The 24,631-nt window shown below is 64.6% G+C and carries 24 protein-coding genes and 1 riboswitch; of the genes, 13 read left to right on the forward strand and 11 right to left on the reverse strand.

The genetic code is table 11. From position 1 onward, the window contains the following. Window positions 1–33 precede the first annotated feature (33 nt). Window positions 34–185: riboswitch (FMN riboswitch) on the forward strand. A gap of 115 nt (window positions 186–300) precedes the next feature. Next, window positions 301–960, forward strand: a complete 660-nt coding sequence (ribB, locus tag ACY65G_RS02020) for a 3,4-dihydroxy-2-butanone-4-phosphate synthase (protein WP_464995691.1) — start codon at window positions 301–303, stop codon at window positions 958–960. A 4-nt stretch (window positions 961–964) separates the two neighbouring features. Here the strand turns inward: ribB and ACY65G_RS02025 are convergent, their stop codons facing one another. Further along, entirely contained in the window at window positions 965–2,332 is a 1,368-nt protein-coding gene (locus ACY65G_RS02025; RefSeq protein WP_464995692.1) for an MFS transporter, read from the reverse strand. 115 nt (window positions 2,333–2,447) lie between these two features. On the opposite strand from ACY65G_RS02025, the gene ACY65G_RS02030 reads away from it, so the two are divergent. From ACY65G_RS02030 to ACY65G_RS02045, 4 genes are read left to right on the forward strand one after another with little or no spacing between them, the layout of a single operon-like run. Further along, window positions 2,448–3,320, forward strand: a complete 873-nt coding sequence (locus tag ACY65G_RS02030) for a LysR family transcriptional regulator (protein ID WP_464995693.1) — start codon at window positions 2,448–2,450, stop codon at window positions 3,318–3,320. A 29-nt stretch (window positions 3,321–3,349) separates the two neighbouring features. Beyond that, window positions 3,350–4,183, forward strand: a complete 834-nt coding sequence (locus ACY65G_RS02035) for an MlaE family ABC transporter permease (protein ID WP_464995694.1) — start codon at window positions 3,350–3,352, stop codon at window positions 4,181–4,183. A gap of 15 nt (window positions 4,184–4,198) precedes the next feature. Next, window positions 4,199–5,167: an MlaD family protein gene (locus ACY65G_RS02040; RefSeq protein WP_464995695.1), complete on the forward strand. Its 969-nt coding sequence runs from the start codon at window positions 4,199–4,201 to the stop codon at window positions 5,165–5,167. Beyond that, window positions 5,164–5,823, forward strand: a complete 660-nt coding sequence (locus ACY65G_RS02045) for a hypothetical protein (RefSeq protein ID WP_464995696.1) — start codon at window positions 5,164–5,166, stop codon at window positions 5,821–5,823. The genes ACY65G_RS02040 and ACY65G_RS02045 overlap by 4 nt, the downstream gene beginning before the upstream one ends. 313 nt (window positions 5,824–6,136) lie before the next feature. On the opposite strand, the gene ACY65G_RS02050 is transcribed toward ACY65G_RS02045, so the two are convergent. The 9 genes from ACY65G_RS02050 to ACY65G_RS02090 all read right to left on the reverse strand — a co-directional run bounded on the left by ACY65G_RS02050 (window position 6,137) and on the right by ACY65G_RS02090 (window position 14,856). After that, window positions 6,137–7,546, reverse strand: a complete 1,410-nt coding sequence (locus ACY65G_RS02050; protein WP_464995697.1) for an amidohydrolase family protein — start codon at window positions 7,544–7,546, stop codon at window positions 6,137–6,139. A gap of 9 nt (window positions 7,547–7,555) precedes the next feature. Further along, window positions 7,556–8,506 carry a PDR/VanB family oxidoreductase gene (locus ACY65G_RS02055; RefSeq protein WP_464995698.1) on the reverse strand — a complete coding sequence of 317 codons (951 nt, stop codon included), beginning with the start codon at window positions 8,504–8,506 and terminating at the stop codon, window positions 7,556–7,558. Next, window positions 8,503–9,303 carry an ABC transporter permease gene (locus ACY65G_RS02060; protein WP_464995699.1) on the reverse strand — a complete coding sequence of 267 codons (801 nt, stop codon included), beginning with the start codon at window positions 9,301–9,303 and terminating at the stop codon, window positions 8,503–8,505. The genes ACY65G_RS02055 and ACY65G_RS02060 overlap by 4 nt, the downstream gene beginning before the upstream one ends. Window positions 9,304–9,314: 11 nt before the next feature. Next, window positions 9,315–10,139: an ABC transporter ATP-binding protein gene (locus ACY65G_RS02065; protein WP_464995895.1), complete on the reverse strand. Its 825-nt coding sequence runs from the start codon at window positions 10,137–10,139 to the stop codon at window positions 9,315–9,317. Continuing rightward, window positions 10,139–11,167, reverse strand: a complete 1,029-nt coding sequence (locus ACY65G_RS02070) for an aromatic ring-hydroxylating dioxygenase subunit alpha (protein ID WP_464995700.1) — start codon at window positions 11,165–11,167, stop codon at window positions 10,139–10,141. Before ACY65G_RS02070 ends, ACY65G_RS02065 begins: the two co-directional genes overlap by 1 nt. Before the next feature lie 77 nt (window positions 11,168–11,244). Beyond that, window positions 11,245–12,249, reverse strand: a complete 1,005-nt coding sequence (locus ACY65G_RS02075) for an ABC transporter substrate-binding protein (RefSeq protein ID WP_464995701.1) — start codon at window positions 12,247–12,249, stop codon at window positions 11,245–11,247. 434 nt (window positions 12,250–12,683) lie between these two features. Further along, a complete protein-coding gene (locus ACY65G_RS02080; protein ID WP_464995702.1) occupies window positions 12,684–13,937 on the reverse strand; it encodes a DEAD/DEAH box helicase in 1,254 nt (417 codons plus the stop codon). 75 nt (window positions 13,938–14,012) lie between these two features. After that, window positions 14,013–14,402 (reverse strand): VOC family protein, encoded by a 390-nt coding sequence (locus tag ACY65G_RS02085; protein WP_464995703.1) that lies wholly within the window; start codon window positions 14,400–14,402, stop codon window positions 14,013–14,015. Window positions 14,403–14,448: 46 nt separating this feature from the next. Beyond that, on the reverse strand, window positions 14,449–14,856 hold the full coding sequence (locus tag ACY65G_RS02090) for a hypothetical protein (protein ID WP_464995704.1): 408 nt from the start codon (window positions 14,854–14,856) through the stop codon (window positions 14,449–14,451). A 76-nt stretch (window positions 14,857–14,932) separates the two neighbouring features. Here ACY65G_RS02090 and ACY65G_RS02095 point away from each other — a divergent pair, with 76 nt between their 5' ends. The 8 genes from ACY65G_RS02095 (at window position 14,933) to ACY65G_RS02130 (ending at window position 23,583) form a co-directional block, all read left to right on the forward strand. Further along, a complete protein-coding gene (locus tag ACY65G_RS02095; RefSeq protein ID WP_464995705.1) occupies window positions 14,933–15,295 on the forward strand; it encodes a MerR family transcriptional regulator in 363 nt (120 codons plus the stop codon). Between the two features lie 553 nt (window positions 15,296–15,848). Then, window positions 15,849–16,961 (forward strand): DUF3800 domain-containing protein, encoded by a 1,113-nt coding sequence (locus ACY65G_RS02100; RefSeq protein ID WP_464995706.1) that lies wholly within the window; start codon window positions 15,849–15,851, stop codon window positions 16,959–16,961. A gap of 148 nt (window positions 16,962–17,109) precedes the next feature. Beyond that, window positions 17,110–17,706: a hypothetical protein gene (locus ACY65G_RS02105; RefSeq protein WP_464995707.1), complete on the forward strand. Its 597-nt coding sequence runs from the start codon at window positions 17,110–17,112 to the stop codon at window positions 17,704–17,706. A gap of 247 nt (window positions 17,707–17,953) precedes the next feature. Then, complete coding sequence (locus ACY65G_RS02110; protein ID WP_464995708.1) at window positions 17,954–18,841, forward strand: hypothetical protein; 888 nt, start codon at window positions 17,954–17,956, stop codon at window positions 18,839–18,841. A 772-nt stretch (window positions 18,842–19,613) separates the two neighbouring features. Further along, window positions 19,614–20,189: a Mut7-C RNAse domain-containing protein gene (locus ACY65G_RS02115; RefSeq protein WP_464995709.1), complete on the forward strand. Its 576-nt coding sequence runs from the start codon at window positions 19,614–19,616 to the stop codon at window positions 20,187–20,189. Window positions 20,190–20,301: 112 nt separating this feature from the next. Next, on the forward strand, window positions 20,302–21,543 hold the full coding sequence (dapC, locus tag ACY65G_RS02120; RefSeq protein WP_464995710.1) for a succinyldiaminopimelate transaminase: 1,242 nt from the start codon (window positions 20,302–20,304) through the stop codon (window positions 21,541–21,543). Next, window positions 21,540–22,367 carry a 2,3,4,5-tetrahydropyridine-2,6-dicarboxylate N-succinyltransferase gene (gene dapD, locus ACY65G_RS02125; RefSeq protein ID WP_464995711.1) on the forward strand — a complete coding sequence of 276 codons (828 nt, stop codon included), beginning with the start codon at window positions 21,540–21,542 and terminating at the stop codon, window positions 22,365–22,367. The genes dapC and dapD overlap by 4 nt, the downstream gene beginning before the upstream one ends. A 79-nt stretch (window positions 22,368–22,446) precedes the next feature. Further along, window positions 22,447–23,583 carry a PilT/PilU family type 4a pilus ATPase gene (locus ACY65G_RS02130; protein WP_464995896.1) on the forward strand — a complete coding sequence of 379 codons (1,137 nt, stop codon included), beginning with the start codon at window positions 22,447–22,449 and terminating at the stop codon, window positions 23,581–23,583. Here the strand turns inward: ACY65G_RS02130 and ACY65G_RS02135 are convergent. Next, complete coding sequence (locus ACY65G_RS02135) at window positions 23,567–24,616, reverse strand: PEP-CTERM sorting domain-containing protein (RefSeq protein ID WP_464995712.1); 1,050 nt, start codon at window positions 24,614–24,616, stop codon at window positions 23,567–23,569. The two genes, ACY65G_RS02130 and ACY65G_RS02135, sit on opposite strands and share 17 nt — an antisense overlap. Window positions 24,617–24,631 lie beyond the last annotated feature (15 nt).

Raw genomic sequence — 24,631 nt, forward strand, 5'->3', positions numbered from 1 at the left:
GCGCCCGCCGCAGGTGCGGCCGGCTTACTTAATTTACGTCTTCGGGGCGGGGTGCGATTCCCCACCGGCGGTATGGCTGTCACAGGCCGAGCCCGCGAGCGCCCGTGATGATCCATCATCACGGGGTCAGCAGATCCGGTGAAATGCCGGAGCCGACGGTATAGTCCGGATGAAAGAAGATGTGCGGCGCACGTGCATACCTGTGCATGCCTGCGCGCGCCTGGGCCACCAGCGCGCGCCCGGGCGCGTGCGTGTTCGCTTTGCCCTGGAGCGTTTTTCGCCATTGCGAGGAGCGTTTCAATGTCTGTCCAAGAAATCACCACCACTTCCCCTGCCCTTTACGGCACCAGTCTCGAAGCCCGCATCGGCGCGGCGCTCGATGCGATGCGCGCCGGCGTGCCCGTCATCCTGCTCGACGACTTCGACCGCGAGAACGAGGCCGACCTGATCGTCGCCTGCGACCGGCTCACCGTGCAGACGATGGCCCTGATGATCAGCGAGTGCAGCGGCATCGTTTGCCTGTGCCTGACGGCCGACCGTGTGCGCGAGCTGGAACTGCCGCCGATGGCGATCGAGAACGGCAGCCGCTACGGCACGCCGTTCACCGTGTCGATCGAGGCGCGGCATGGCGTGACCACGGGTGTTTCGGCCGCCGACCGCGTGGCCACGATCCGCGCCGCCACGGCGCCGGACGCCCGGCCGCATGACCTGGTGCGGCCGGGTCACGTGTTCCCGCTGCGCGCCACGCCGGGTGGCGTACTGGCCCGCGCCGGCCACACGGAAGGCTCGGTGGACCTGGCGATCATGGCCGGGCTGGCACCGGCCGCCGTGCTGTGCGAGCTGATGAACCCGGACGGCACGATGATGCGCGGCGACGACATCGAACATTTCGCCGCGCTGCACGGCATGCCGATCCTGACGATCGCCGAGATGATCGCCTGGCGCAAGCTGCACGGCTGATCCGTCAATCCGCCACCGCGGCCGCCAGCGTCCCGGCAGCCGCCGGCTGCATGTGGCGATGGATGCCGAGCCAGGCCAGCGCATAGGCCGCCGCGATGGTGCCGTAGACGATGGCCAGCCTCGCTCCCCAGTCGGGCAGAGCATGCAGGATGGTGCCGGCCACGGCCACGCCGAGCAGCGCGCCGACCTGCCGGCTGGCATTCAGCGCCGCGCCGGCGGCGCTGGCGTTGTCCTTGCCGCCGGCACCCATCACGGTGGCTGTCATGGCCGGGATCGCAAAACCCACCGCCGCGAACATCAGCGTGCCGCCCGCGATCACCAGCCAGGGCGGCGTACCGCCCGTGGCTTGCGCCAGCAGCAGCGCGGCCACGGCGCCGCCGCCCATTCCCGCCAGCAGCGGCATCCGCGTGCCCTGCCTTGCCACCGCGCGGCCGGACAGCACATTGCCGAACCCCGCCCCCGCCGTCATCGGCAGGATCGCCAGCCCGGTGTCGAGGGCTCCTGCGCCATGCGCGCCCTGCATCCACAGGCTGACGACGAACATGTGGGCGAACGTGCCGAAATTGATCAGCATGCCCGTCAGCACGGCGGCGCGAAACGGCGCCATGCCGTACAGCGCGCGCGGCAGGATGGGTTGCGCGGCGACGCGCTCGTCCAGTACGAGCAGCCATGCCATCGCAACGGCGGCGACCAGCGCGCTGGCGACGGGCACGGATAGCCAGCCCAGCACCGGTCCTTCGATCAACACGAACGCCAGCGCCGCCAGCGCGCCGGCACCCAGCGCATGGCTGGCCAGGTGCAGCTCGCGGGCGCGGGGTGGCGGCGCGGGTGCCTTCACCTTCACCTTCACCTGCGCCAGCGCGATGCCGAGCAGGCCAAGCGGCAGGTTCAGCCAGAAAATGCTGCGCCAGCCGAACGCTTCCACCAGCACGCCGCCGGCCAGCGGCCCGACGGTGGCGGCGGCGCTGACGATCGCCGCCCATGTGCCGAACATCCGGGCGCGGCGTTTTTCGTCATCCTCGGCGCGCGTCAGCAGCGCCAGCGAACTGGGCATGAACAGCGCCGCGCCGGTGCCCTGCAGCAGCCGCGCCGCGACCAGTGCCGCGCCGGATGGCGCCAGCGCGCACAGCACGGAACCCAGCACGAAGGTGGCCAGGCCAGCCTGGTAGACCCTTCCGGGTCCGTGGCGGTCGGCCAGCGCGCCGCCGGCCAGCAGCAGCGCGGCAAACGTCAGCGTGTAGCCGTCCACGACCCAGACCAGGCCTTCCAGCGGCACGCCAAGGTCGGCGGAAATGTCGGACAGGGCCGTGTTCACGGCCGTCACGTCGATCATCGCCATCACGAATCCGATGGCAAGGGTGAACAGCAGCATGGTGCCTCCTCGGTCTTGCTCCACAATGGATGCCGAAAGGTTAAGCCCCTTGTCCGATGCAGTAAACACGCATACCATCGGCACCCTGATGCAAAAATGCATTACTGGAGGACGCATGGACTGGGATGACGCCCGCATATTCCTGGGCATCTACCGCGCCGGCACCCTGCGCGGGGCGGCCGCGCAACTGGGCATCGACCAGGCCACGGCGGGGCGGCGCCTGGCCGCGATGGAGGCGGCGCTGAACGCGAAACTGTTCCTGCGTACGCCATCGGGCTACGTGCCGACCCCTGCCGGCGAAATGGCGGCACGTCCCGCCGAGAAAATGGAACAGGCGGCCCATCAGCTGGAGCGGGAAATGCAGGGCATCGACAACCGGCTGTCCGGCACGGTGCGGGTGGCCACCACCGATACGATGGCGCAGTATTTCGTGATGGATGCGATCCGCGCGCTGCATGCCGAACACCCGGACATCCGCGTGGTGCTGCACGTGACGACGGCCGTGACGAACCTGACACGGCGCGAGGCCGACCTCGCCGTGCGCACGCTCAAGCCCACCGACCCCGACCTGGTGTCGCGCCACCTGGCGCGGCGCACGTCCGGCCTGTATGCCAGCAAGGCCTACCTGCGCGCGCGGGGCACGCCGCGCATCGAGGCTGGCCTGGCCGGCCACGACCTCGTGGTCTATCACGCCTCGGTGGCGCCGCGCCAGGCCACCCACGTGGCGGGTGTACCGGTGGCCGGCGCGCGCATCGCGCTCGAAGCCAACACGGGGCTCATGCTGATGGAAGCGGCGCGCGCCGGCATCGGCATCGCCGAGCTGCCGGTGCACATGGCGGAGCAGGATACGCGGCTGGTGCGCATCTTCCCGGACCGGGTGCACCAGTACGACATGTACCTCGTGATGCACGGCGACCTGCATCGCAGCGCGCGGGTGCGGGCCGTGGCCGATGCGATCGTTGCCCGGTTCGGCCATCCTGTGCCGTAGATCCCGTTATTGGATGATAAGATCGCAATATGTCCACCCATGCATCACTGTTCCCGTCGCTGGCGCGGCTGCACCGCGCCACGATGATCTGGCTCACCAGCTGGTGGCGCCTGCTGCAGTTCGCCGCGCTGATCCTGGCCCGCGGCGCCGCGCCCTCCACGTATCGCCGCGACAACCACCGCGCACTGGCCAACCACCTGGTGCTGGGCACGGCGCCGAACCTGCTGTGGTTTTGCGTGCTGTCGGCGCTGATCAGCCTCGTCATCATCCGCATCGTCGTCGTCACGGCCACGTCGTACGGCCTGTCCGGCTATGCGCTGGAGATGGTCGTGCGCGTGCTCGTGCTGGAACTGATCCCGCTGACGGCCGCACTGTTCGTGGCGCTGCGCAGCACGCTGCCGGCGGGCGTCGAATTCGCGCAGCGGCGGCTTGCCGCGGCCGCTGCCGCCCCGGCGGGATCGGCCGGCCCCGCCGCCGATCCGGGCGAGGCGCTGCGCCGCGAGTTCTATCCGCGCGCGTCGGCCGGCATCTTCGCCGTCTGGCTGCTGGCCGCCGTGAGCTGCATCCTCACGCTGGTGCTGGCCTACCTGATCATCTACGGCTTCACGCCCTACGCGCTGCGCGGCTACACGCGCGTGGTGGGGCAGATCTTCAACCCGGCCGTGGCGCTGATCCTGATGCTGAAGATTTTCTTTTTCTCGCTGGCGGTGGGCATCATCCCGCTGGCATCGTCGTATTACGACGCGGCCGCCAACCCGTTCGCGGCGCGGCTGCGCTCCACGCACGGGCTGGCCGACATGGTGCGGATGTTTTCCGTGGTCCTGCTGATCGAAGCCGCTTCCCTGATGGGCAACTACTACTGATTCCTGCTGATTGACATGACCGATACCTCCCCTCCCGCCCCGGCAGCGCCATCCGAACCCGCACCGGTGCGCAATGCCGAGATCAAGGCGGCGCTGCTGCTGATCCTGATGGTGGCGTTGCTCGCCGGCGCCGCGCTGTACCTGCTGTATGCGCGCGGCGCCTTCGAACCCACGCAACGCCTGGTGCTCGCCGCCGACGATTCCGAAGGCGTGGTGGTCGGCATGGACGTGACGTTCGCCGGGTTCCCGATCGGCCGCGTGCGCAGCATCGAGCTGTCGCGCGAGGGCAAGGCGCGCGTACTGGTCGACGTGCCCGAGAAGGATGCGCACTGGCTGCGCTCGAGCAGCATCTTCACGCTGGAAAAAGGCATCGTCGGCGGCGCGAAGCTGCGCGCGTTCACCGGCATTCCCACCGATCCGCCGCTGCCGGACAAGGCCGAGCGTCCGCTGCTGGTGGGCGATGTGGCGGCCGAGATCCCGCGGCTGCTGTCGGCCGCGCGCGACATCCTCACCAACGTGACGGCGCTGACGGCCGCCGATTCGTCGCTCGGCCAGAGCCTGGCCAATGTGCAGGGCGTGACCGAGAAGCTGAACGGGCCGGGCGGCGCGATGGGCTTGATCGCCGGCGAGGACCGCAAGGCGCGCGAGCTGCTGGCCAACGCCAACTCGCTGATCGTGCGGGCCGACCGCCTGGTGGGCAATGCGGACAGCAAGGTCTTCGGCGACAAGGGCGTGGCGACCGATGCGCAGGCCGCGATCGTGCAGCTGAACGGCCTGCTGGCCGACGCGCGCGCCAGCATGAAGAAGCTCGACGCGGTGCTGGAAGAAGCACAGGCCGTCGGCCAGAATGCCCGCGTGGCTACCGAGGACCTGGGCGCGCTGCGCGCCGACGTCGATGCCAACCTGCGCAAGATCGAGCAGCTCGTCAACGAGATCAACCGCAAGTGGCCGTTCAAGCGGGAAGCGGAGATCAAGCTGCCATGAAACTCGCCCCTGTGCTTGCCCTGTCCGTGCTGCTCGCCGCCTGCAGCAGCGGGCCGCCCGTTCCCGACTGGAAGATGAATGCGCAGAGCGCGCTGGAACGGTCGACCAGTGCGTACATGGCGGGCCGCGACCTCGTCGAGCAGAACGAATTCGCCCATGCCCGCGACGATATCGCCGCCACCGGCAAGGTCGACCTGCTGATTCGCGCGGAGCTGATCCGCTGCGCGGCACGCACCGCCGCGCTGGTGTTCGACGAATGCACGGGCTTCGCCGCGCTGGGAGCGGACGCATCGGCGGCCGACATCGCCTATGCCGGCTACCTGACCGGCAGCGCCCGCCCCGCCGACGCGGCACTGCTGCCCGAGCCGCAGCGCGCCGTGCTGGCCGCCGCATCCGACACCGCGGCGGTCGCAGCCGTGAAAGCCATCGCCGATCCGCTATCGCAACTGGTCGCCGCCGGTGCGCTGTTCAAGGCCAACCGCGCCACGCCCGATCTGATTGCCCAGGCGATCGCCACGTCCTCCGACCAGGGCTGGCGCCGCCCCCTGCTCGCCTGGCTGAACGTGCAGGCCCTGCGCGCAGACAAGGCCGGCGACACCGACGAAGCCGCCCGCATCCGCCGACGCATCGCCCTCGTCGACACCCCGCCCCGCTAGCAGCACAGCCCCGCCCGCTGGTTGTTTTACAACAGGGACAACACCGGGGACAGTCCCCTTTTTCGGGAAATATTTCCTTTAAAAAGGGACTGTCCCCAGCTGATTCCAGCCTTATCGTATAAGCGATTCGCTCCGCAAACCGTCCATGCCAATAAGCCTGCCGCCAAGCGCTGGTTGTATTACAACAGGGGACCGTCCCCGATTCTTGGAAATATTTCCTGAGAAAAGGGACAGTCCCCGGTTTTTGGCAACATTTTTACAACAGGGACAGTCCCCGCCGCGGGCATAGTCCCCAAGTTTTTTACAACAGGTTTCAGCGCAGCAACCGGGCGACGGCGGCGCGGGCGTCGGCGGCCAGTTCGCGCAGGTCGAGGTCGGGGATGGCGTCGTGTTCGACGACGGGCTTGCCGGCCACGGTGAGCAGGCGCAGCGCGGGGCGGCCGCCGGAGGCGACGGGGGCGATGGCGATGTCGTGCAGCCCGAAGTAGCGCGGGTCATCCAGGCTGTAGACGGCGATGTCGGCCGCCATGCCCACTTCCAGCGCGCCCAGGCCATCGAGGCCAAGGACTTGCGCGCCGCCGCGCGTGCCCCAGCGCACCACGTCGTCGATGGTGGCGGCGCCGGCGCCGCCTTCGAATGTGCCGCCGCGGTGGACGGGCCGCGCGTCCTGGCCGCCCCGCGCGCGCTGCATCAGCCAGGCGGCGTGGGTTTCCGAGATCATGTCCGCCGCTTCGTTGGAGGCAGCGCCGTCGACGCCGATCGAGATCGCGGCGCCGGCAGCCTCCAGCTGGCGGATCGGCGCGATGCCGCTGCCCAGGCGCCCGTTGCATTGCGGGCAGTGGGCGACGCCGGTGCCGGTGGCACCCAGCAGCGCGATTTCCTCGTCGTCCAGCTTGACGAGGTGGGCGAACCACACGTCGCTGCCCAGCCAGTCCTGCTCGGCGGCGAAGCGCACCGGCGTCGTGCCGTATTTGCCGTGCGCGGCATTCTGGTACTCGACGGTTTCCGATAAATGGCTGTGCAGCCGGATGCCCAGCCGCCGCGCTTCTGCCGCCACGGTGCGCAGCTCGGGTGGCGTCATCGAGTACAGCGGCGTCGTCGGCGCCATCACCACCCGGCGCATCGCGTCCGGCGCCGGATCGTGCCAGCGCTGCGCGATGCGCTCCATGTCGGCCAGGTAGCCATCGAGCGTTTCCGGCCGCAGGCAGGCGGGCAAGTCGGCTTCCAGCTGGCGCGTCTGCGTGGCACCGCCGCGGCACAGCACGAAGCGCATGCCCAGCCGCTCCGCCTCCTCGAACAGGATCGCCGAACCGTCGAACGGCATGCCGGGCCAGTACAGGTAGTTATGATCGGCCACCGTCGTGCAGCCGGAGCGCAGCAGTTCGACCAGACCGATGCGTGCGGCGAGCCGGAACAGGTGCTCGTCGAACGCGGCGCGGAAGCGGTACGGCGTCGCGGCCAGCCACGGCGTCAGCGGCAGGTCGATGCCGGCCGCGTCGCCCTTGAGCAGCGACTGGAACAGGTGGTGGTGCGTGTTCACCCATGCCGGGTAGACGACGCAGCCGGTGGCATCGACCACGCGCTCGCCCGGCAGCGCCTCCAGCCGGCCCAGCGCGGCGATGCGGCCGTTCACCACGCGGATGTCCGGGCCGGCATGGCGCGCGGCCTCGCCCTGCAAGCCGGTCACGATCGCGGCGGCGTTCTTGATCAAGAAATCATTCATCGTTGTCTTTCAAAGGTCCAGCACCAGCAGCGGCGTCCTGGAACGCGAGCAGCACGGTAGAAATCGGTCGCCCAGCGCCCGCTCGGTATCGGTGAGATAGCAGTCCTGGTGATCCGGCTCGCCTTCCAGCACGGTGGTAAGGCAGCTGCCGCACACGCCCTGCCGGCACGACACCGGAATCGCCACGCCATGCGCCGCCAGGCAGTCGACGACACTCTGCCCGGCCGGCACGGCGATGGTCTTGCCGCTGTTGGCGAGCCGCACATCGAACGACGACACGTCGGCGCTCGCGCCAGCATTGGCGAAATGTTCGACATGGATGCGCCCGGCCGCCAGGCCATGCGCGAGCGCCGCCGCCTTCACCATGGCGATGAAGCCGGCCGGGCCGCACACGTACAGGTGGGTGCCGGCACAGGCGCCGTCCAGCAGCGCAGTCAGGTCGAGCCGCTGCGACGCGGGACCGTCGTCCGCATGCACGCGCACGCAATGGGCATAGGCCGCCTCGCGCAGGCGGCTGGTGAACGCGGCCGCGCCCACCGACCGCACGCAATAATGCAGGGCAAAATGGTGGTCGAGCATGTTCAGCCGTTCAGCCATCGCCAGCAGCGGGGTGATGCCGATGCCGCCGGCCACCAGCAGCGAGCACCGCGCGCCGGCATCGAGGCCGAAGTGATTGCGCGGGGTGCCGATCGTGACGAGAGCGCCCTCTTCCAGCGCGTGCATTGCCCGCGATCCGGCGCCCTCCTGCAGCAGCACGGCGATGACGTAGCGCGCGGTGTCGCGCGGATCGTTGCACAGCGAGTACTGGCGCACCAGTCCACCCGGCAGGTGCACATCCACGTGGGCACCGGCAGTGAAGGCCGGCAGCGCCGCGCCATCCGTATCGCGCAGTTCGAAGGCGTGCACGCGGTCGGCCTCGCGCCACTTGCGGGCCACCCGCACCGTGAGCGTGGCCATCATGCTTCGGCCTCGCTGTCATGCCAGTGGGCCAGGCACACGCGGGCCAGCGTCGACATCAGCGCGAACAGCAGTACGCCGGTGACGGTGATCATGAACAGCGCCGCGAACAGCCGCGGGATGTTCAGTTCGAAACCGGCCTGCAGGATCTGGTAGGCCAGCCCGGTGCTGCTGCCGCCCGTGCCGGCCACGAACTCGGCGACCACGGCGCCGATCAGCGCCAGCCCGCTGGCGATGCGCAGCCCGCCGAAGAAGCTGGGCAACGCGCTCGGCACGCGCAGCCGCACCAGCACCTGCCAGCGCGTGGCGCGGTTCAGCCGGAACAGGTTCAGCAGGCCGGGGTTCACGCTGCGCAGGCCCAGCACGGTGTTCGAGATGATCGGGAACACGGCCATCATCGTGGCGCAGATCGTCAGCGCGGCGGCCGGCGTCTTGACCCAGATGATGATCAGCGGCGCGATCGCCACCACCGGTGTCACCTGCAGCAGGATCGCGTACGGGAACAGGCAGGCTTCAAGCAGCTTGCTCTGCACGAACAGGAACGCCACGGCCACGCCCACCACCGTGGCCAGCGTGAACGCGAAGAACGTGATGCGCAAGGTGACGAGCAGCGCATCGAGCAGCAGTTGCCAGTCGTCGGCCAGCGTGCCGGCGATGGCGGCCGGCGACGGCACCAGGTAGACCGGCACCTGCAGCGTCACGCAGACGGCCTGCCACACCGCGAGCAGCAGCAGGCCGAGCGCCAGCGGCGCCAGTGCGCGGCGAACGCGCGCATCGGCGATCAGGGGTTGTTTCAGCATGGCGGTTCTCCTCAGTGATGGCCGTTGGCCTCGACCAGCAGGTCGGACAGCTGCTTGCAATAAGCCATGAAGCCCGGCGAGATGCGGAAATCGTCGTCGCGCACGCGCGGCCCTTTGATGGCCACGTCGGCGATCACGCGGCCGGGCCGCGCCGCCATCACCACCACGCGCGACGACAGGTACACCGCCTCGTAGATGCTGTGCGTGACGAACACCACGGTCAGGTCGCGCCGGGCCCACAGGTCGCGCAGGTCGGCATCGAGCCGGTTGCGGGTGAACTCGTCCAGGGCGCCGAACGGCTCGTCCATCAGCAGCAGGTTCGGCTCGGTGGCCAGCGCCCGGGCGATCGACGCACGCATCTGCATGCCGCCGGACAGTTCGCGCGGATAGACGTGGCCGAACTTCGCCAGGCCCACCAGGTCCAGCGCCTGCTCGACGCGCGGCATCGCCTGCGCGCGCGGCACGCCCTTCAGGTCGAGCGGCAGGCGCACGTTATCGAGCACCTTCGCCCACGGCATCAGCGTCGCTTCCTGGAACACCATGGCCAGCGTGCGGCCGGGCGTATCGACGGTGGCCATGCCCTCGCCCCACCAGCGTACGTGGCCGGCCGACGGAGTTTCCAGTCCGGCGAACATCTTCAGCAGCGTGCTCTTGCCGCAGCCGGAAGGCCCCAGCAGCGACACGAATTCGCCGCGCCCGATGCGCAGCTTCACGCGGTCCAGCGCGCGGGTACCGTTGGGATAGGTTTTTTCCACCCCATTGGCGTACAGCACCGCCGGCTCCGGGGAAGCCGCGGTCGCCGCCCCGGCCAGCAGCAGCTCGTCGTCGCGTTTCATCATGCCTCCGGCGGGTTGTGCACTTCGGATTCGCCATGCCGGCTCAAGAGGTCCATCAGCATGCGGCGCATCATCAGGCCCGGTTTGTCGGACTCCATGTGGAATTCGACGCGGCGCCGCGTATCGACGCAGGCATCGGGATCGGTGGCTTCCAGGATGTCGCGGTCTTCCGTCGTGATCGGCCGGTCCCAGTCGATCAGTTCCTGCGTCGTGCAGGCTTCCTCGCTGTCGTTGCGGTACAGCCACTGCACCAGCATCAGCGTGCCGTCGTCGATCGGCGTGGCGCAGTTGTAGATGATGTGATGGATGCCCGACGCCGGATATACGCAGCCGAAGCGCCGCGAGAACGGCATGTACCAGCGGTTCGTCAGGTGCCGTTCGGTGACCGGCTCGGTGGTGCCGGTGATGCGGAAGCTCGCTTCCGGGTTCCTGACCGGCACGTGGGTCTCCGCCTCGAAACCCCAGTCGTTCGGCCGGAATTCGTACTTTGCCGGCACCGGGTTGTCGATCATGCCGAAGTTCGCCTTGTGCACAAAGCTGAAATGCGAATTGTCGAACGAGTTTTCCATCACGCGCAGCGGCGACGTCTTCCATTGTTCGTAGAACTGCAGGATGCGCCGGTAGCCGGGCGCCTCTTCCTCGGGGAAGTACGGGATCGGCTGCAGCGGCTCGTCCAGCGCCACCCACACATAGCCATAGCGCTCGTCGCAATGGTAGGCCGGCACGCGCGCGCCGGCCGGGATGCTCGCATCGGGGTTTTGCGGGATGCGCACGCAGGTACCCGAGCAATCGTAGGTCCAGCCGTGGTAGCCGCACACGATGTTGCCGTTCTCGACAAAGCCTTTCGACAGCTTCGCGGTGCGGTGGCAGCAGCGGTCGCGCAGCGCTGCGGGCTTGCCGTCGGCGCCCTTCCACACGACGATGTTTTCGCCCAGCAGCTTGAATGGCTGCGGGCCCTTGTCCAGCGCGGACATCGGCATCAGCGCATACCAGAATTTGCGCAGGACTTTCTGTTGGGTGACGAGCATGGTTGACTCCTGTTACAAGGTGGGCCGGCGTGCCAGAATGGTCGCCTTCGCCCGGGGTACTGCAAGGGCGCTGCTGCTCAGGGCATGACGTTCAGGCCCTTGACGAACTGCGTGGTGTAGGCCTGTTTCCAGTCGGTTTCCTTCTTCAGCAGGCCGGCCGACACCATGAAGTCATACGTGCGCCGCCAGCGCGCGTCCGTCATCGTGCCGATGCCCTGCTGCGCCGCGTCGCCGCCCGTGACGAAGCTGTATTCCTTCAGCTTGCCGACGGCGTAGGCCAGCTGGTCGTCCTTCATGTTCGGGTTTTCCTTCTTGATCAGCGCATTGGCCGGCGCCGGATTGGCCAGGTAGCTTTTCCAGCCTTCCATCGAGGCACGCACGAAGCGGGCGACGACGTCCGGCTTGTCCTTCACGAGCTTCTGCATGGCGACCACGGTGGTGCCGTACGGCGGATAGCCGTCGCTGGCGAACAGATGAAAATTGGTTTTCGCGCCGGCCTTCGCGGCCTGGAACAATTCGGACGACGGGTAGGCCTGCTGGGCGACATCGGGGTCGGCCAGGAATGGCTGCAGGTTGAACGTGTAGGGCCGGCCCTGCGCCTCGGTCAGGCCATACTTCGCCTTCAGCCACGGCCACCACGTGGTGCGCCCCGAGGTCGACACCAGCACCGTCTTGCCGTCCTTCAGGCCGGCCAGGCCCTTCACGTCGGTATGCGTCATCATGCCTTGCGCGTCGGTCTGGAAGCTGGCCGCCACCGTGGTGGCGGGGATCCCCTGCTCCACGCTTTTCAGTACCTGCAGGTCGTAGCCCATGAAGAAGTCGGCCTGGCCGCTGGCCAGCAGCTGCATGCCGTTCACTTGCGGGCCACCCATCCTGATGGTGACGTCGAGGCCATGCTTGCGGTAGATGCCTTCGGCCAGCGCCTGGTAAAAGCCGCCGTGTTCGGCCTGGGCATACCAGGAGGTGAGGAACGTGATCTTGTCGGCGGCCGCCGCGTTGCCGGCGGCCACGCCGAAAGCGGTGACGAAGCAGAAGGCCAGCGCAGCGCGGCGCGCGGGTTTCATGGCAGGGATGGATTTCATGGGCACTCTCTGGGGTTGGAAAGCGGGAAGGACGCGATGCGGGATGCGGCCAGCCACACGCCGTGCGAACGGCATGGATGGTCTTGCATTGCGGGGAAATGAAACCGGGAGGGCCGCCGGGCAGCGGCAATGCTGGAAGCGAAAAATGCGGGAAGCGACAAGGTGCGGCATGGCGTTCTCTCTTGAGGTCTGTAGACAACCAGATGCACGTCCCGGGGGACGCATCCACAAGAGCAATGCCCCATGTTCCAGTGGCGACGTCGACCGTCGCCGTGAAACACTAGCCGCTTCTACTCATACGAGAGTTAATGCAAACGCCGTGCCAGCGTTTCATGGCCGGCAGGACGCCGGCCGCGAGGAGAAAGGGTAAATTTCTGCACCAGCGTGGCGCGCGGGAGCACCAGCGCGGATGGCGCGCTTCGTTGTTGTGCAGCTTACGCGGGCTGCTTGGCCGCCGCTTCCCGCAGCTTGTCCTTCTTGCTCTTGCGCTTGCCCTTGATGCCGCCATTCGGATCGGCGGCCGGCGCACTGGCGGACGCTTCGACGGCTGCCTCGGCCGGCTCGAAGCCGGCGACGCGTTCGCGGGGCACGCGCCGGCCCTGGCGCTTCTCGATCAGCCGGAAATGCGCTTCCGCATCCGGCGTAACGAAGCTGACGGCGCTGCCGCTGGCGCCGGCGCGGCCGGTGCGGCCGATGCGGTGCGTGTAGTCGGCCGCCGCGCGCGGCAGGTCGAAGTTGACGACGACCGGCAGTTGCGCGATGTCGATGCCGCGCGCGGCCACGTCGGTTGCGACCAGCACATGCAGCCGGCCGGCGCGGAAGTCGGCCAGCACGCCGGTGCGCGCGCCCTGGCTGAAATCGCCGTGGAACGCCTCGGCGGCCACGTCGTTGCGGCGCAGCTTGTCGGCCACGTGCTCGGCCGCGTACTTGGTGGCGGTGAACACGAGCACCTGCTTCCAGCCATGTTGCCGGATCAGGTGCTTGAGCAGTTGCAGGCGGCGCGGCGCATCGACTTCGATCGCGCGCTGGAGGATGTCCGGCTCGTGCGCCGCCTCGTTGTCCACCTGCGCGCGCACGGGATCCTGCAGCAGCGCGGCGGCAAGCGACTGCACGGCGGCAGGGAACGTGGCGGAGAAGAACAGGTTCTGGCGGCGGGCCGGCAACAATGCGAGGATCTCCTCGACCTCGTCGGCAAAGCCCATGTCGAGGAGCTTGTCCGCCTCATCGAGCACCAGCGTGGCGACGCCATCGAGCTTGACCGCGTTATGGCGCGCCAGGTCGAGCAGGCGGCCCGGCGTGGCGACGATGATGTCGGTACCGCCGCGCAGCGCCATCATCTGCGGGTTGATCGACACGCCGCCGAACGCGATCGACACCTTGATCGTGGATGGCAGGTGCTGCACCAGTTCGCGGATCGCGTCGCCCACCTGCGCCGCCAGTTCGCGCGTGGGCACGAGCACCAGGCCATGCAGGCCGCGCCGCGTGCCCTGCCGCGCCAGCAGCGCGTGCAGCATCGGCAGCGCGAACGCGGCCGTCTTGCCGGACCCGGTCTGCGCTGCTCCCAGCACATCCCTCCCCTGCAGCGCGGCGGGAACGGCTACCGCCTGGATGGCGGTCGGGGTGGCGTAGCCGATGGCGGTGACGGCATCGAGCAGGGCGGGCGCGAGGCCCAGGGAAGCGAAGGACATGGGGGTACTGGCAGGTGAATGAGCGCGCAGTATAAAGCACGCGGTCAGCTCAGCCGCCGGATCCCGCTTTACGCATCACATGCCAACGTCGCCGTAAGGCCCGGCAATGACGACCACGTAGCCATCCGGATCGCGCAGCCATATCTCGCGGTGCTGGGCGTTGCGGTTTTCCTTCGGGCCTTCGAGTACCGTGGCGTCCGCGGCGGCGGCCCGGTCCACGGCATCGTCGAAATCGTCGGTCCAGAACCACAGCAGCACGCCGTTGCCGTAGGGCCGGCACGCCGGATCGCCGATATGCGCGTGGTGGTGCGCATCCCAGCGGTGCAGTTGCAGGATCATGCGGCCGTCGAACGTCAATTGTTCGTATTCGCTGCCGCCGTGGGCACTCTTGCAGCCCAGTACGGCCTGGTACCAGCGGCTCGCGGCGTCGACGTCGGACACCGCGATCAGGGGTTGCGCTTGCATGGACACCTCCGTTGAACGAGGAGCGCACAGCATAGCACCGGGCAGCTCAGCCGGGCGCTCCGGTCCGCCGGACCAGCGGCAGCCATTGGACGATCCCCCACGCCAGTTCGGGCACGATGAACAGCCAGAGCAGCGGCATGCCGGTCTGCGCCAGCGTCCACGCCATCCACAGGCCGAAGGCGAAACGGCCGATGCCGTCGTAGCGGCCGAAGCGCGGCTGCGGATCCGTGATGCGCAGCACGGACCACAGCAGCACGACGGTGCCCATCAGGCAGGCGAACAGCACATGCATGGGTGCGAAGGCGGGCAACGGCATGCCGCCCAGCGCCACGTTGGCGGTGGAAAGATGCCCGTGCAGCAGCGCGAACGTCCATGGTGTGGCGAATGGCGCGGTCACGAACAGGTCGTACAGCCCGCTGGCGCGGACGATGCGGGAATACGTGGTGGCATGCATGGAAGCTCCTTGGTTGTCGTGCCTGCAGGATGGAGGGTCGAGTACACTCCAGGGTCAAGCATTTTTCGGAGGTGCAATGCGGATCGGCGATATCGCGCAGGCAACCGGCATCAGCCGGGATACGCTGCGCTTCTATGAAAAACGCGGCCTGCTCACCGCGCGGCGCAGCGGCAATGGCTATCGCGACTATGCGCCCGAGGCGGTGCAGTGGCTGACCTATATCCGCACGGCGCAATCGCTCGGCTTCACGCTGGCCGAGATCGAGGCCGACCTGCCGCTGCTCGCGGATCCCGACGCCTCTGGCGACAGGCTGCGTGCGGCACTGTGCGCCAAGCTGGACGAGATCGACCGGCGCATCGGCGGCCTGGAAGCCCTCCGCGCGGACCTGGCGGCACGCCTGGACAACGTGACCGATTGCCCGCTGCGTCCCGTTTCCTGACGCCATAACGCCTGGATTGTCACCGGCATGCGTATGTTCGAATCAATAGCCAAACATGAGGCAATCGAGTGGGCGGTACTGGCGTCCAAGTCAGGCGAGGATTGGAACGCTGCAGTTGCGCATCTGGACAGGTTGACAAACAGTTCGTTAGTACTGGAATCTCGTAAGGACACGGTAGGCCCGAGCGTCGACGCAGCAAGCATTACAAAATGCAGAACAGGGCGCGCGAATTGATGGGCTAATTTTGGGTCAACTTGGTAGATAGACCGGCCGAAGCTTTGAGCGACACATAAGCCTGCACAAGCCCTCACGCTAAATCAATGACTTGTAAATTCTGGCGCCACATTACCTTGCGGAGCGCGACTCATAAAGTTGCACTATGGCCTGCAACCGGCGTAATGTTGCACTACGCTGCGAAGCTGGACAAGCAGCTTCACTCGTCCGGCAGTCATCATTTTGCTTTCCAGAAATCTCGGGAATAAGATCGCCTGCTCTTCTGTATTGTTTTCTGAAAATCGAACAATGGGCGGCTATTTTTTACAATTGATGAATCATGGGTAAAAATACGAGTATGGATTTCTACATAGATGAAAGTGGCAATACCGGAGATCTCGCAAGAACAGATGCTACTCTTGATTTCGGTGGGCAAACTGTCTTCAGTCTAGCGGCCGTAGGTATTGCCGACGAGAGTAGCCTTTCCGAAGAGATTAGCTTCTTGAGGAAGCAGCACAAGATTCAAGCCACAGAACTCAAACTCAGCAAGATTCTGAAGCGCAAGCCTGAATTCGCTCTAGATGCCATTAGGCTCTTGACTAAGGGTGCCTTTCCGTATTTCGTTGAGGTCGTGGACAAGAAGTATCAGCTTGCCGTCAGCATTACCAACGGCTTTATCTGGCCGCAACTTTTCAATACTGAGGAATCTCAAGAAACCGTGTGGCTAAAGAACATCTATGCGGATTATATCTATTACAAAGTTCCCAATGATGTGATCTATGAGTTTGTTCAGTGCATGAATACTCCTTCAAACGAAATAGTTGGGGCATACTTTAATTTATTAAAAAATGTTGTAAGCAAAGACCCTCACGAGGTTGCTCAAGGAATAGTCTCGCAGCTTGAGGAAAGCAAAGATGACTTCCGGATCATGATTGAGCAGGAAGGCGAGCAGGCCCACAGACAGTTCCTACCTCTTCCTGACATTGGCAAGCGTGATCAGGAGGTTTGGTTGTTACCAAATTTTTCGTCGTTTACCAACATTTACGCTCGAATAAACTTGTACCGATCCGGGAGTCTGGAAGGCTGTCGCATTTTTCATGATGAACAAGCACACTTTGATGAAATCATTGCTGTCGCGAAATCCCAAGCTGAAAGTGCCAAGGTCGATCCTTCGAAGTTCAAGCTGCCCTATTCTGACTACAATTTTCAGCAGATCGCGCACTTGTTCTTTAAAGCGTCTCCTGAAAGCACTAGTATCCAGCTTGCCGATATAGTGGCTGGGTTAGCTATGCGCTGGTATCAAGCACATCTCCAAGCAGGAAACGATACGGATGTTCTTGAGAAAGGGGTTAAGCTCCTCTTACGGCACAGTGATAGAGAGAGAGGAACCGGGATCAATGTGGTTGGCCCACATAATATGGCACAGCAGCTATTTGGCGTAGCTGGGTATTGACCACATTTCCCCACGAATCATCCAGTGTTAGTTCTGTTTAGCCTGTACCCTTTTACCAGCCAATGGAGGAAGTCTACGGCCACGCCGAAGAGTATGAATCCGATGACCGCAAGAAATCCCATTTCGATGATGAGGTTACTGCATAATTATGGAAATACCAAAGACGTATGAAGTCATAGCATTTCTGTGTGGCGTAGCCTTTCTCGCTATTGGAATAATTTCGCCAATTACAACCCAATGGGGAACCTTAGCAATCACTAGGCTGCAAAGAGTCTTCATTCTTTTGATGGCGGCGGTATTACTTACAATATCCATGATCGCACATTATGGCCCGTTTAAAAATGATACATTTCCAGCCGGAACTATCATTGCATGGGATCCGGTATTGCGCAACGCAGATGGTACGGCTCCTAAAGACCGTAGGGAGATCCCGCGCGGCTGGAAAATATGCGACGGCACAAATGGAACTCCTGATCTAAATGAACGATTCTTGATGGGGTCTAATTCGGCAGCAAGGGCTGGCGTAGCCTCTGGATCCAACACAATTCCGCGCGATGGAGAGCATAGCCATGGTGGCGCAACGGGCGAACGTTCCGCGTGGATGAAAGGGACGATCAATTATGACCAGCGAAATAGCACCGAAAACGATTATATGCCGAGATATATCATTGCCAATCAGACTGCTCACGATCATGGGGGCGAAAATCGCCCGGCAAATTATGCAGTCATCTACCTCTGCCGCTAGGAGCGGTATATACGAAGTAACCGTCATGACAATGCAGTGGGCACAGACCATGGGCACCTTGGCTTCAAGGACTACCATTCCCGCTGGACACTGGTGAGCTCCGAACTCCGGAATGCTAGGCCAAGAACCATCTTGCAGGTACCGCACGCCTCGATTGGGCCTGCCTAAAATCTTCCTACATAGCCAACCCCGGACGCCCATGATTGCCTTATACTGACGGCTCAATAATAGACATGTAAAGAATAAAATGGCTGGCAATCCGCTTCAAAAACTATTGGCGTCGAGTCTTCCCCTTGAGCATCATGTGGCCGCGGTCGCCCACGATCTTAAATTTTTTAATTGCGGGGAGTTTTCCTATAGTAGGGATAATGAACACGGGCATTCTACAGAATTTTCTATCGACCTTTTAGTCATGGCTGAGATATTCTCGACTGTCGAGGACCAAGAGGTCGACAAGAACCTAAACGTTTTAATTGAATGCAAATACGCGTCCCCTTCTGTGGCGTGGATCTTCTCGACTGCCCCCAAATTCGAACCAAATGTGTTGTCGGCGTTTACAAGCTTCGAGCGTCTAGGAGGATATATGCTGCGTGGTTTCGGCCAGATGGAAGAGCTTGAGCCACCAGTCTATTGCACAAGGGGTGTATCGCTGTCCAGTAGTTCCGCAGATCCATCGCAGATCCGCCATGGACTCCAACAGATTCGCTATGCGGTACCCAAACTGTTAGAGAGTTTGAAAACTGCCTCCCGTAAATTCGACTGGCCGCTGATCCCAGTCATCGCCCCGCTGCTGGTAACGAACGCTCCTCTGTACGTGTTGAATTCCGCTGTCACGGTCGCCACGGTGGAGCGGGCAGAATCGATTAATGAGATTGGGACCGAGCACATGCATTTAGGTGTTTACCAGAAGGCGGGTCCTGAACTAAGGGCGGTTTGCGCAATGTCTGCCCAGGCGATTGTCGCTGAAAGCCTTAAACCCGGCCGGCAGGAAGTCGTAGACGAGTTGACCGAGGAGCTTATCAGTGCCGTCGAATCAGTCACGATCGTTTCGGCTTCGTACTTGCCGACCTACCTGAGGAATCTGCGTAGCGTGATCGGAAAGCTCGACGTTGTTACCTACCCCGCGAACAGGTAGCACGTGAATTCTCTTCACTGCGCGACACCGCTGACTGAGGCCATCTAGGCGGCCTGCCATGTCGTTTCTTGAGATCGCAAGAACAAACCCCTGGCCGCCGTATGGATCTTCTTCCAACGCCGTCTGTACCTTAGACGTTTGTCGGTTGAAACCCGAGCGCATATCGTTGACGCGGGCTACGAGCCAGATGCGTGTCCCTGCAGGCAGGCCGATCATCCGCGTAGTCTGTCCAGCACGACTGCCGATGTTGCCGCATCTGCTGGCCCTCAACACGCATCATGACTTTATTCAGCCGGATTTTGATCACGCCATCACAGTGCGCTGACGGCAGACGGTAGCGGCCTCTGCGGCATCAAAGTCACCTCGACCAGCCCTGGTTGATCGAACAGTCTTGCACCCAATTGACGCCGCCATTAGGACACCATGTTTGTATTTAAATCGTGCTGCAGTGCCAGCTGTGCAACCGACATTCCTGGCTCGCACGTCTGCTGAGCCAGCTTACGCTAGAACTCCAGCGTGTAGTTCGTGCTGCGTCGGCGCCTGCCGTGCTTAACTTCGTTATCCAAGATAGTTCCCACTAAATTTGGTGGTGACTATCTTTGCGACTGAAGCTATTCAGTGTCTAGACAGTGCTGGCTCATCGCTTACCGAAGGGTTGGCGGCGGTTGACGTGGTGAGTCACTATGCTTTCTTTCCATATGTCCACTGCATTGCATCCGTCGAAGCAGAGTCATCATATGGTTTCACTTACAGATATCCCGAGGCGCTCGGCGTGCCGCATACCGAAGCCGGTGAAGTGCTCGTCAACGGCGCACCGGTGCCGCTCGACCGCCTGCTGGAAGATGGCGACGACGTGCGCGTGCCGGCGCCCTGCCCCGTGGCGCTCGCGCCGGCGGAGGCAAGGTTCGTGGCCGACGCCCACCTGGGCGGCCTGGCCCGGCTGCTGCGGATGGCCGGTTTCGACACGCTGTACGACAACGACATCGATGACGCCGAGGTGGAAGCCTTCGCCGAAGATGGGGGGCGCATCGCCCTGACCCGCGACCGCGAACTGCTCAAGCGGCGCGGCGTGCTGCGCGGCTGCTACGTGCGCTCGCTGAAGCCCGAGCCGCAGTTGCGCGAGGTGTTTTTCCGTTACGGCCTGCGTGCGGCGATGCGGCCGTTCACGCTGTGCCTCGCGTGCAACGTGCCCTTGCAGCCGCGCGCCAAGGCCGATGTGCTGGACCGGCTGCCGCCATCGGTGCGCGCCACGCAGGACGCATTCCAGGGTTGCCCGCGGTGCGGCGGCATCTTCTGGCAAGGCTCGCACTGGCGGCGCATGCGCGCGCTGCTCGACGGTATGTGCTGAAGCGACAGGGAGGTGCCGGGCGCGCCGGCGGCACGCGGGCTATAATGGCCGGCTGACATTCATGCATCACCAGAAATCACGCCCCGGCGTGCGCCTTTTCCCGAGATCCGACGTGAATCCATTACTCGACAAACTGCACCCCTACCCGTTTGAAAAACTGCGCCGGCTGTTCGAGGGCGTGACGCCCGAAGCGCAATACCGTGCCATCAGCCTGGGTATCGGCGAGCCGAAGCACCCCACCCCGCCATTCATTTGCGCGGCGCTGGCCGACAGCCTGTCCGGCCTGGCCATGTATCCCGCCACCGCCGGCTCCGAAGCGTTGCGCGGCACGATCGCGGCCTGGCTCGAGCGCCGTTATGGCCTGCCGCCCTTGAACCCGGCCACGCAGGTGCTGCCCGTGAACGGTTCGCGCGAGGCGCTGTTCGCCTTCGCACAGGCGGTGATCGACCCGGCGGCGAAGGACGTTGAGCATAAAGCGCTCGTGGTGTGCCCGAACCCGTTCTACCAGATCTACGAGGGCGCCGCGTTCCTGGCCGGCGCCGAGCCGTACTTCGTCAATTCCGACCCGGCGCGCAATTTCGGCAGCGACTACGACAGCGTGCCGGCCGACGTGTGGCAGCGCGTGCAGCTGCTGTACCTGTGCTCGCCCGGCAACCCGACCGGCGCCGTGCTGTCGCTGACGGACTGGGAAAACCTGTTCGCGCTGTCCGAGCGCCACGGTTTCATCATCGCCGCGGACGAGTGCTATTCCGAGATCTACCACGGCGACGAACCGCCGCTGGGCGCGCTGCAGGCCGCCCACATGCTGGGCCTGTCCACGGTGGACAAGCCGTATGCGCGGCTGGTGGTGTTCTCCAGCCTGTCGAAGCGCTCGAACGTGCCGGGCCTGCGCTCGGGCTTCGTGGCCGGCGACGCCGAAGTACTGAAGAAATTCCTGCTGTACCGTACCTACCACGGCGGCGCCATGAGCCCGCCGGTGCAGGCCGCATCGATCGCGGCGTGGAACGACGAGTCCCACGTTGCGGAAAACCGCGCCCAATACCGCGCGAAGTTCGATGCCATCACGCCGCTGCTGGCCGAAGTGCTCGACGTGGCACTGCCGGACGCCGGCTTCTACCTGTGGGCCGACGTCAGCCGTACCGGCCTGTCGGACACCGAGTTCGCGCGTCGCCTGTACGCCGAATATAATGTCACGGTCCTGCCGGGCAGCTACCTGGCGCGCGAAGCCCACGGCAGCAACCCCGGCCGCAACCGCATCCGGATGGCGCTCGTGGCGGAAACGGCCGAAGGGCTGGAAGCCGCGCAGCGCATCGTCCGCTTTTGCAAATCCCTCACTTCATCACAAGAATCATGACTCAACAACTCCAGCAAATCATCGAACAGGCCTGGGACAACCGCGCCGAAATCAACCCGTCGAACGCCACCGCCGAAGTGCGCGATGCCGTCAGCCACGTGCTGGCCGGCCTGGACGACGGCAGCCTGCGCGTGGCGCAGAAGGATACCGGCACTTGGGTGGTGAACCAGTGGATCAAGAAAGCCGTGCTGCTGTCGTTCCGCCTCGAAAACAACGTGGTCCTCCCGTCCGACGGCACCATGCAGTTCTACGACAAGGTGCCGACCAAGTTCGCCAACTACACGCCGGAAGATTTCGCCAAGGGCGGTTTCCGCGTCGTGCCGCCGGCCGTTGCGCGCCGCGGTTCGTTCATCGGCAAGAATGTGGTGCTGATGCCTTCCTACGTGAACATCGGCGCCTATGTCGATGAAGGCGCCATGGTCGATACGTGGGCCACGGTGGGTTCGTGCGCGCAGATCGGCAAGAACGTGCACCTGTCCGGCGGCGTGGGCATCGGCGGCGTGCTGGAACCGATGCAGGCCAACCCGACGATCATCGAGGACAACTGCTTCATCGGCGCCCGTTCCGAGATCGTCGAAGGCGTGATCGTCGAGGAAAACTCGGTGATCTCGATGGGCGTGTACATCGGTCAGTCGACCAAGATCTACGACCGTGCCACCGGCGAAGTGAGCTACGGCCGCATTCCGTCCGGCTCCGTCGTGGTGTCCGGTTCGCTGCCGTCGGCCGACGGCAAGTACAGCCTGTACTGCGCAGTGATCGTCAAGCGCGTGGATGCGAAGACCCGCGCGAAAACCGGTATCAACGAACTGCTGCGCGGCGATTGAGGCGACCAGCCAAGCCTGCGAAAACCGGTGTCCGGCACCCGATGGGTGTCCGGCACCATTGCCCGAGGTGCCTGCCATGATGGACCGCCTGTTCCAGCTGATGAAGGAGAAGAACGCGTCGGACATGTTCTTCGCCGTGAATTCGCCGGTGCACCTGAAAATCAACGGCAACCTCATTCCGGTCAACCAGCAGAAGCTGGAACCGGAAAACATCGATGCGCTGCTGGCGGAAGTGTGCACGCCGGCGCAACTGCGGGAGCTGGCGCAGACCAATGAACTGAACCTGGGCATCCCGGTGCCCAGCCTGGGAAGGTTCCGCCTCTCCGCCTTCCGCCAGCGCGGCACGATTTCCGCCGTGTTCCGCTACGTGCCCGCCAATATTCCCGCGCTCGCCGAACTGGGCCTGCCGCCCGTGCTGGCCGAGCTGGTCATGGAAAAGCGCGGCCTGATGCTCGTGGTGGGGGCCACCGGGTCCGGCAAGTCGACGACGATCGCGGCGATGCTCGATCACCGCAACGAACTGCGCTCGGGCCATATCCTCACGCTGGAAGACCCGATCGAATACCTGTTCAAGAACAGGAAATGCATCGTCAATCAGCGCGAGATCGGCAGCGATGCGAAGGATTTCGAGACCGCGCTGCGCAACTCGATGCGCCAGGCGCCGGACTGCATCCTGATCGGCGAGATCCGCGACCGCGAAACGATGGCCGCCGCGCTGGCCTATGCGCAGTCGGGCCACCTGGTGGTGGCCACGCTGCACGCCAACAACAGCTACAACGCGCTGAACCGCATCATCAGCTTCTATCCGGTGGAGAACCGCCCCGCCCTGCTGCAGGACCTGTCGTCGACGGTGCGCGCCATCGTATCGCAGCGGCTGCTCCGCTCGAGCGGTGGCGGCAGCCGCACGCCCGCCGTCGAGGTGATGGTCAACACGCGCTACGTGTCCGACCTGATCGAGAAAGGCGAGATCGGGCAGATCAGGGAAGCGCTGGACCGGAGCCTGTCGCCGGGTTCGCAATCGTTCGAGCAGGCGCTGTATCGCCTCGTGCAGGAAGGCCGCATCACGCAGGACGAGGCGCTGGCCAACGCCGACTCGGCCACCAACCTGCTCTGGCTGCTGAACAACGGGCCCGACAGCCGGCAGGCCGATGCCGAGGTGGAGCGCAAGGCGGCCCCGCCCGAGGCGTCATTTACCGAGTTTACGCTGAACGGCTGACCGCCGTGACCTTGCGGCGGCGCGCCAGCGCGACGACGCCGAGACCGAGGCCCAGCATGCCGTATGCAGCCGGCTCGGGCACTGGGCTCAGCAATACGTTGGCGCAGAAGGTATCCTCGCCGTAATGGCACCCCCAGGCCAGCACCTGGCCGAGGTCGTTGACGCCTTCGGCGTGATGGAATGACCAATCCGGGCCTGCCAATTCGTTCAGGGACCAGGTGCCGTCCCTCGTGCCCAGATACGTGATCGTCACGGAGGAGCTCCACCCGACCATGTAGCCATCCGCCATGCGGGCCGTTGCGGCCGCGATCGTGTCCGGCTGCCAGTCGGACCGGTACATCACGAGGTACGGCTGATCCCACCTGCCCGAGGCCGAGCCGTAGATTTCGCCGTTCGGACCGAAACCGGTCAGCGCGCCGTTCCAGTCGTCGATGTCCGTCATGGCGCCGTCCTTGTAGAGGAAGTTGTGCCATTCGCCCGAAGCCGTCTGGGAAAAGCCCAGCACCTCGCCGCTTGCGCTGACGTCGGAGACCCTGGTCTGCGCACCGCCCAGCGTGCCGATATCGCGCATGCCGCCCTGCGCGGTGTACACGAAGCCACGGGTGTCACCGCTGGCGTTTTCAGCGTCGCCGACCACCGTGCCGGCATCGTTGATGGCCACGGCGCTGCTGTGGGTACCGCCGAACGTGCCGAGATCGAGCATGGAACCGTTGGCGTACACGAAGGCATGCCTTGCCGTATTGCCGGCCAGCGTGGAGTAGCCGGCGACCACCCCGGCGTTGTTGATTGCACTGCTGCTGGTCATGGTTCCGCCCAGCGTGCCGAGATCAACACTGGAACTGGTCGTCGTCAGGTAGGTGCGAAAATCGTTGCTGGATGCGCCGCGTACGATCAGCGCCTGGCCGGCATTGTTGAGTTCACCGGAACCATTGAAGCCTTCCCTGTCGAGAATGTCGATCCGGTAGGCGGGGGCGGCGGCTGTTGCCAGCAAAGGCACTGCGGCGAGCAGCATGGCGAGCATTTTCTTCTTCATCGGTACTCCTTGATA

This window comes from Pseudoduganella sp. jia 12 (genome assembly GCF_055502675.1).

Coding starts and splice junctions, on each gene's coding strand:
- ribB (WP_464995691.1), top strand. CDS start 301: ATGTCTGTCCAAGAAATCACCACCACTTCCCCTGCCCTTTACGGCACC.
- ACY65G_RS02025 (WP_464995692.1), bottom strand. CDS start 2,332: ATGCTGCTGTTCACCCTTGCCATCGGATTCGTGATGGCGATGATCGAC.
- ACY65G_RS02030 (WP_464995693.1), top strand. CDS start 2,448: ATGGACTGGGATGACGCCCGCATATTCCTGGGCATCTACCGCGCCGGC.
- ACY65G_RS02035 (WP_464995694.1), top strand. CDS start 3,350: ATGTCCACCCATGCATCACTGTTCCCGTCGCTGGCGCGGCTGCACCGC.
- ACY65G_RS02040 (WP_464995695.1), top strand. CDS start 4,199: ATGACCGATACCTCCCCTCCCGCCCCGGCAGCGCCATCCGAACCCGCA.
- ACY65G_RS02045 (WP_464995696.1), top strand. CDS start 5,164: ATGAAACTCGCCCCTGTGCTTGCCCTGTCCGTGCTGCTCGCCGCCTGC.
- ACY65G_RS02050 (WP_464995697.1), bottom strand. CDS start 7,546: ATGAATGATTTCTTGATCAAGAACGCCGCCGCGATCGTGACCGGCTTG.
- ACY65G_RS02055 (WP_464995698.1), bottom strand. CDS start 8,506: ATGATGGCCACGCTCACGGTGCGGGTGGCCCGCAAGTGGCGCGAGGCC.
- ACY65G_RS02060 (WP_464995699.1), bottom strand. CDS start 9,303: ATGCTGAAACAACCCCTGATCGCCGATGCGCGCGTTCGCCGCGCACTG.
- ACY65G_RS02065 (WP_464995895.1), bottom strand. CDS start 10,139: ATGAAACGCGACGACGAGCTGCTGCTGGCCGGGGCGGCGACCGCGGCT.
- ACY65G_RS02070 (WP_464995700.1), bottom strand. CDS start 11,167: ATGCTCGTCACCCAACAGAAAGTCCTGCGCAAATTCTGGTATGCGCTG.
- ACY65G_RS02075 (WP_464995701.1), bottom strand. CDS start 12,249: ATGAAATCCATCCCTGCCATGAAACCCGCGCGCCGCGCTGCGCTGGCC.
- ACY65G_RS02080 (WP_464995702.1), bottom strand. CDS start 13,937: ATGTCCTTCGCTTCCCTGGGCCTCGCGCCCGCCCTGCTCGATGCCGTC.
- ACY65G_RS02085 (WP_464995703.1), bottom strand. CDS start 14,402: ATGCAAGCGCAACCCCTGATCGCGGTGTCCGACGTCGACGCCGCGAGC.
- ACY65G_RS02090 (WP_464995704.1), bottom strand. CDS start 14,856: ATGCATGCCACCACGTATTCCCGCATCGTCCGCGCCAGCGGGCTGTAC.
- ACY65G_RS02095 (WP_464995705.1), top strand. CDS start 14,933: ATGCGGATCGGCGATATCGCGCAGGCAACCGGCATCAGCCGGGATACG.
- ACY65G_RS02100 (WP_464995706.1), top strand. CDS start 15,849: ATGGGTAAAAATACGAGTATGGATTTCTACATAGATGAAAGTGGCAAT.
- ACY65G_RS02105 (WP_464995707.1), top strand. CDS start 17,110: ATGGAAATACCAAAGACGTATGAAGTCATAGCATTTCTGTGTGGCGTA.
- ACY65G_RS02110 (WP_464995708.1), top strand. CDS start 17,954: ATGGCTGGCAATCCGCTTCAAAAACTATTGGCGTCGAGTCTTCCCCTT.
- dapD (WP_464995711.1), top strand. CDS start 21,540: ATGACTCAACAACTCCAGCAAATCATCGAACAGGCCTGGGACAACCGC.
- ACY65G_RS02130 (WP_464995896.1), top strand. CDS start 22,447: ATGGACCGCCTGTTCCAGCTGATGAAGGAGAAGAACGCGTCGGACATG.
- ACY65G_RS02135 (WP_464995712.1), bottom strand. CDS start 24,616: ATGAAGAAGAAAATGCTCGCCATGCTGCTCGCCGCAGTGCCTTTGCTG.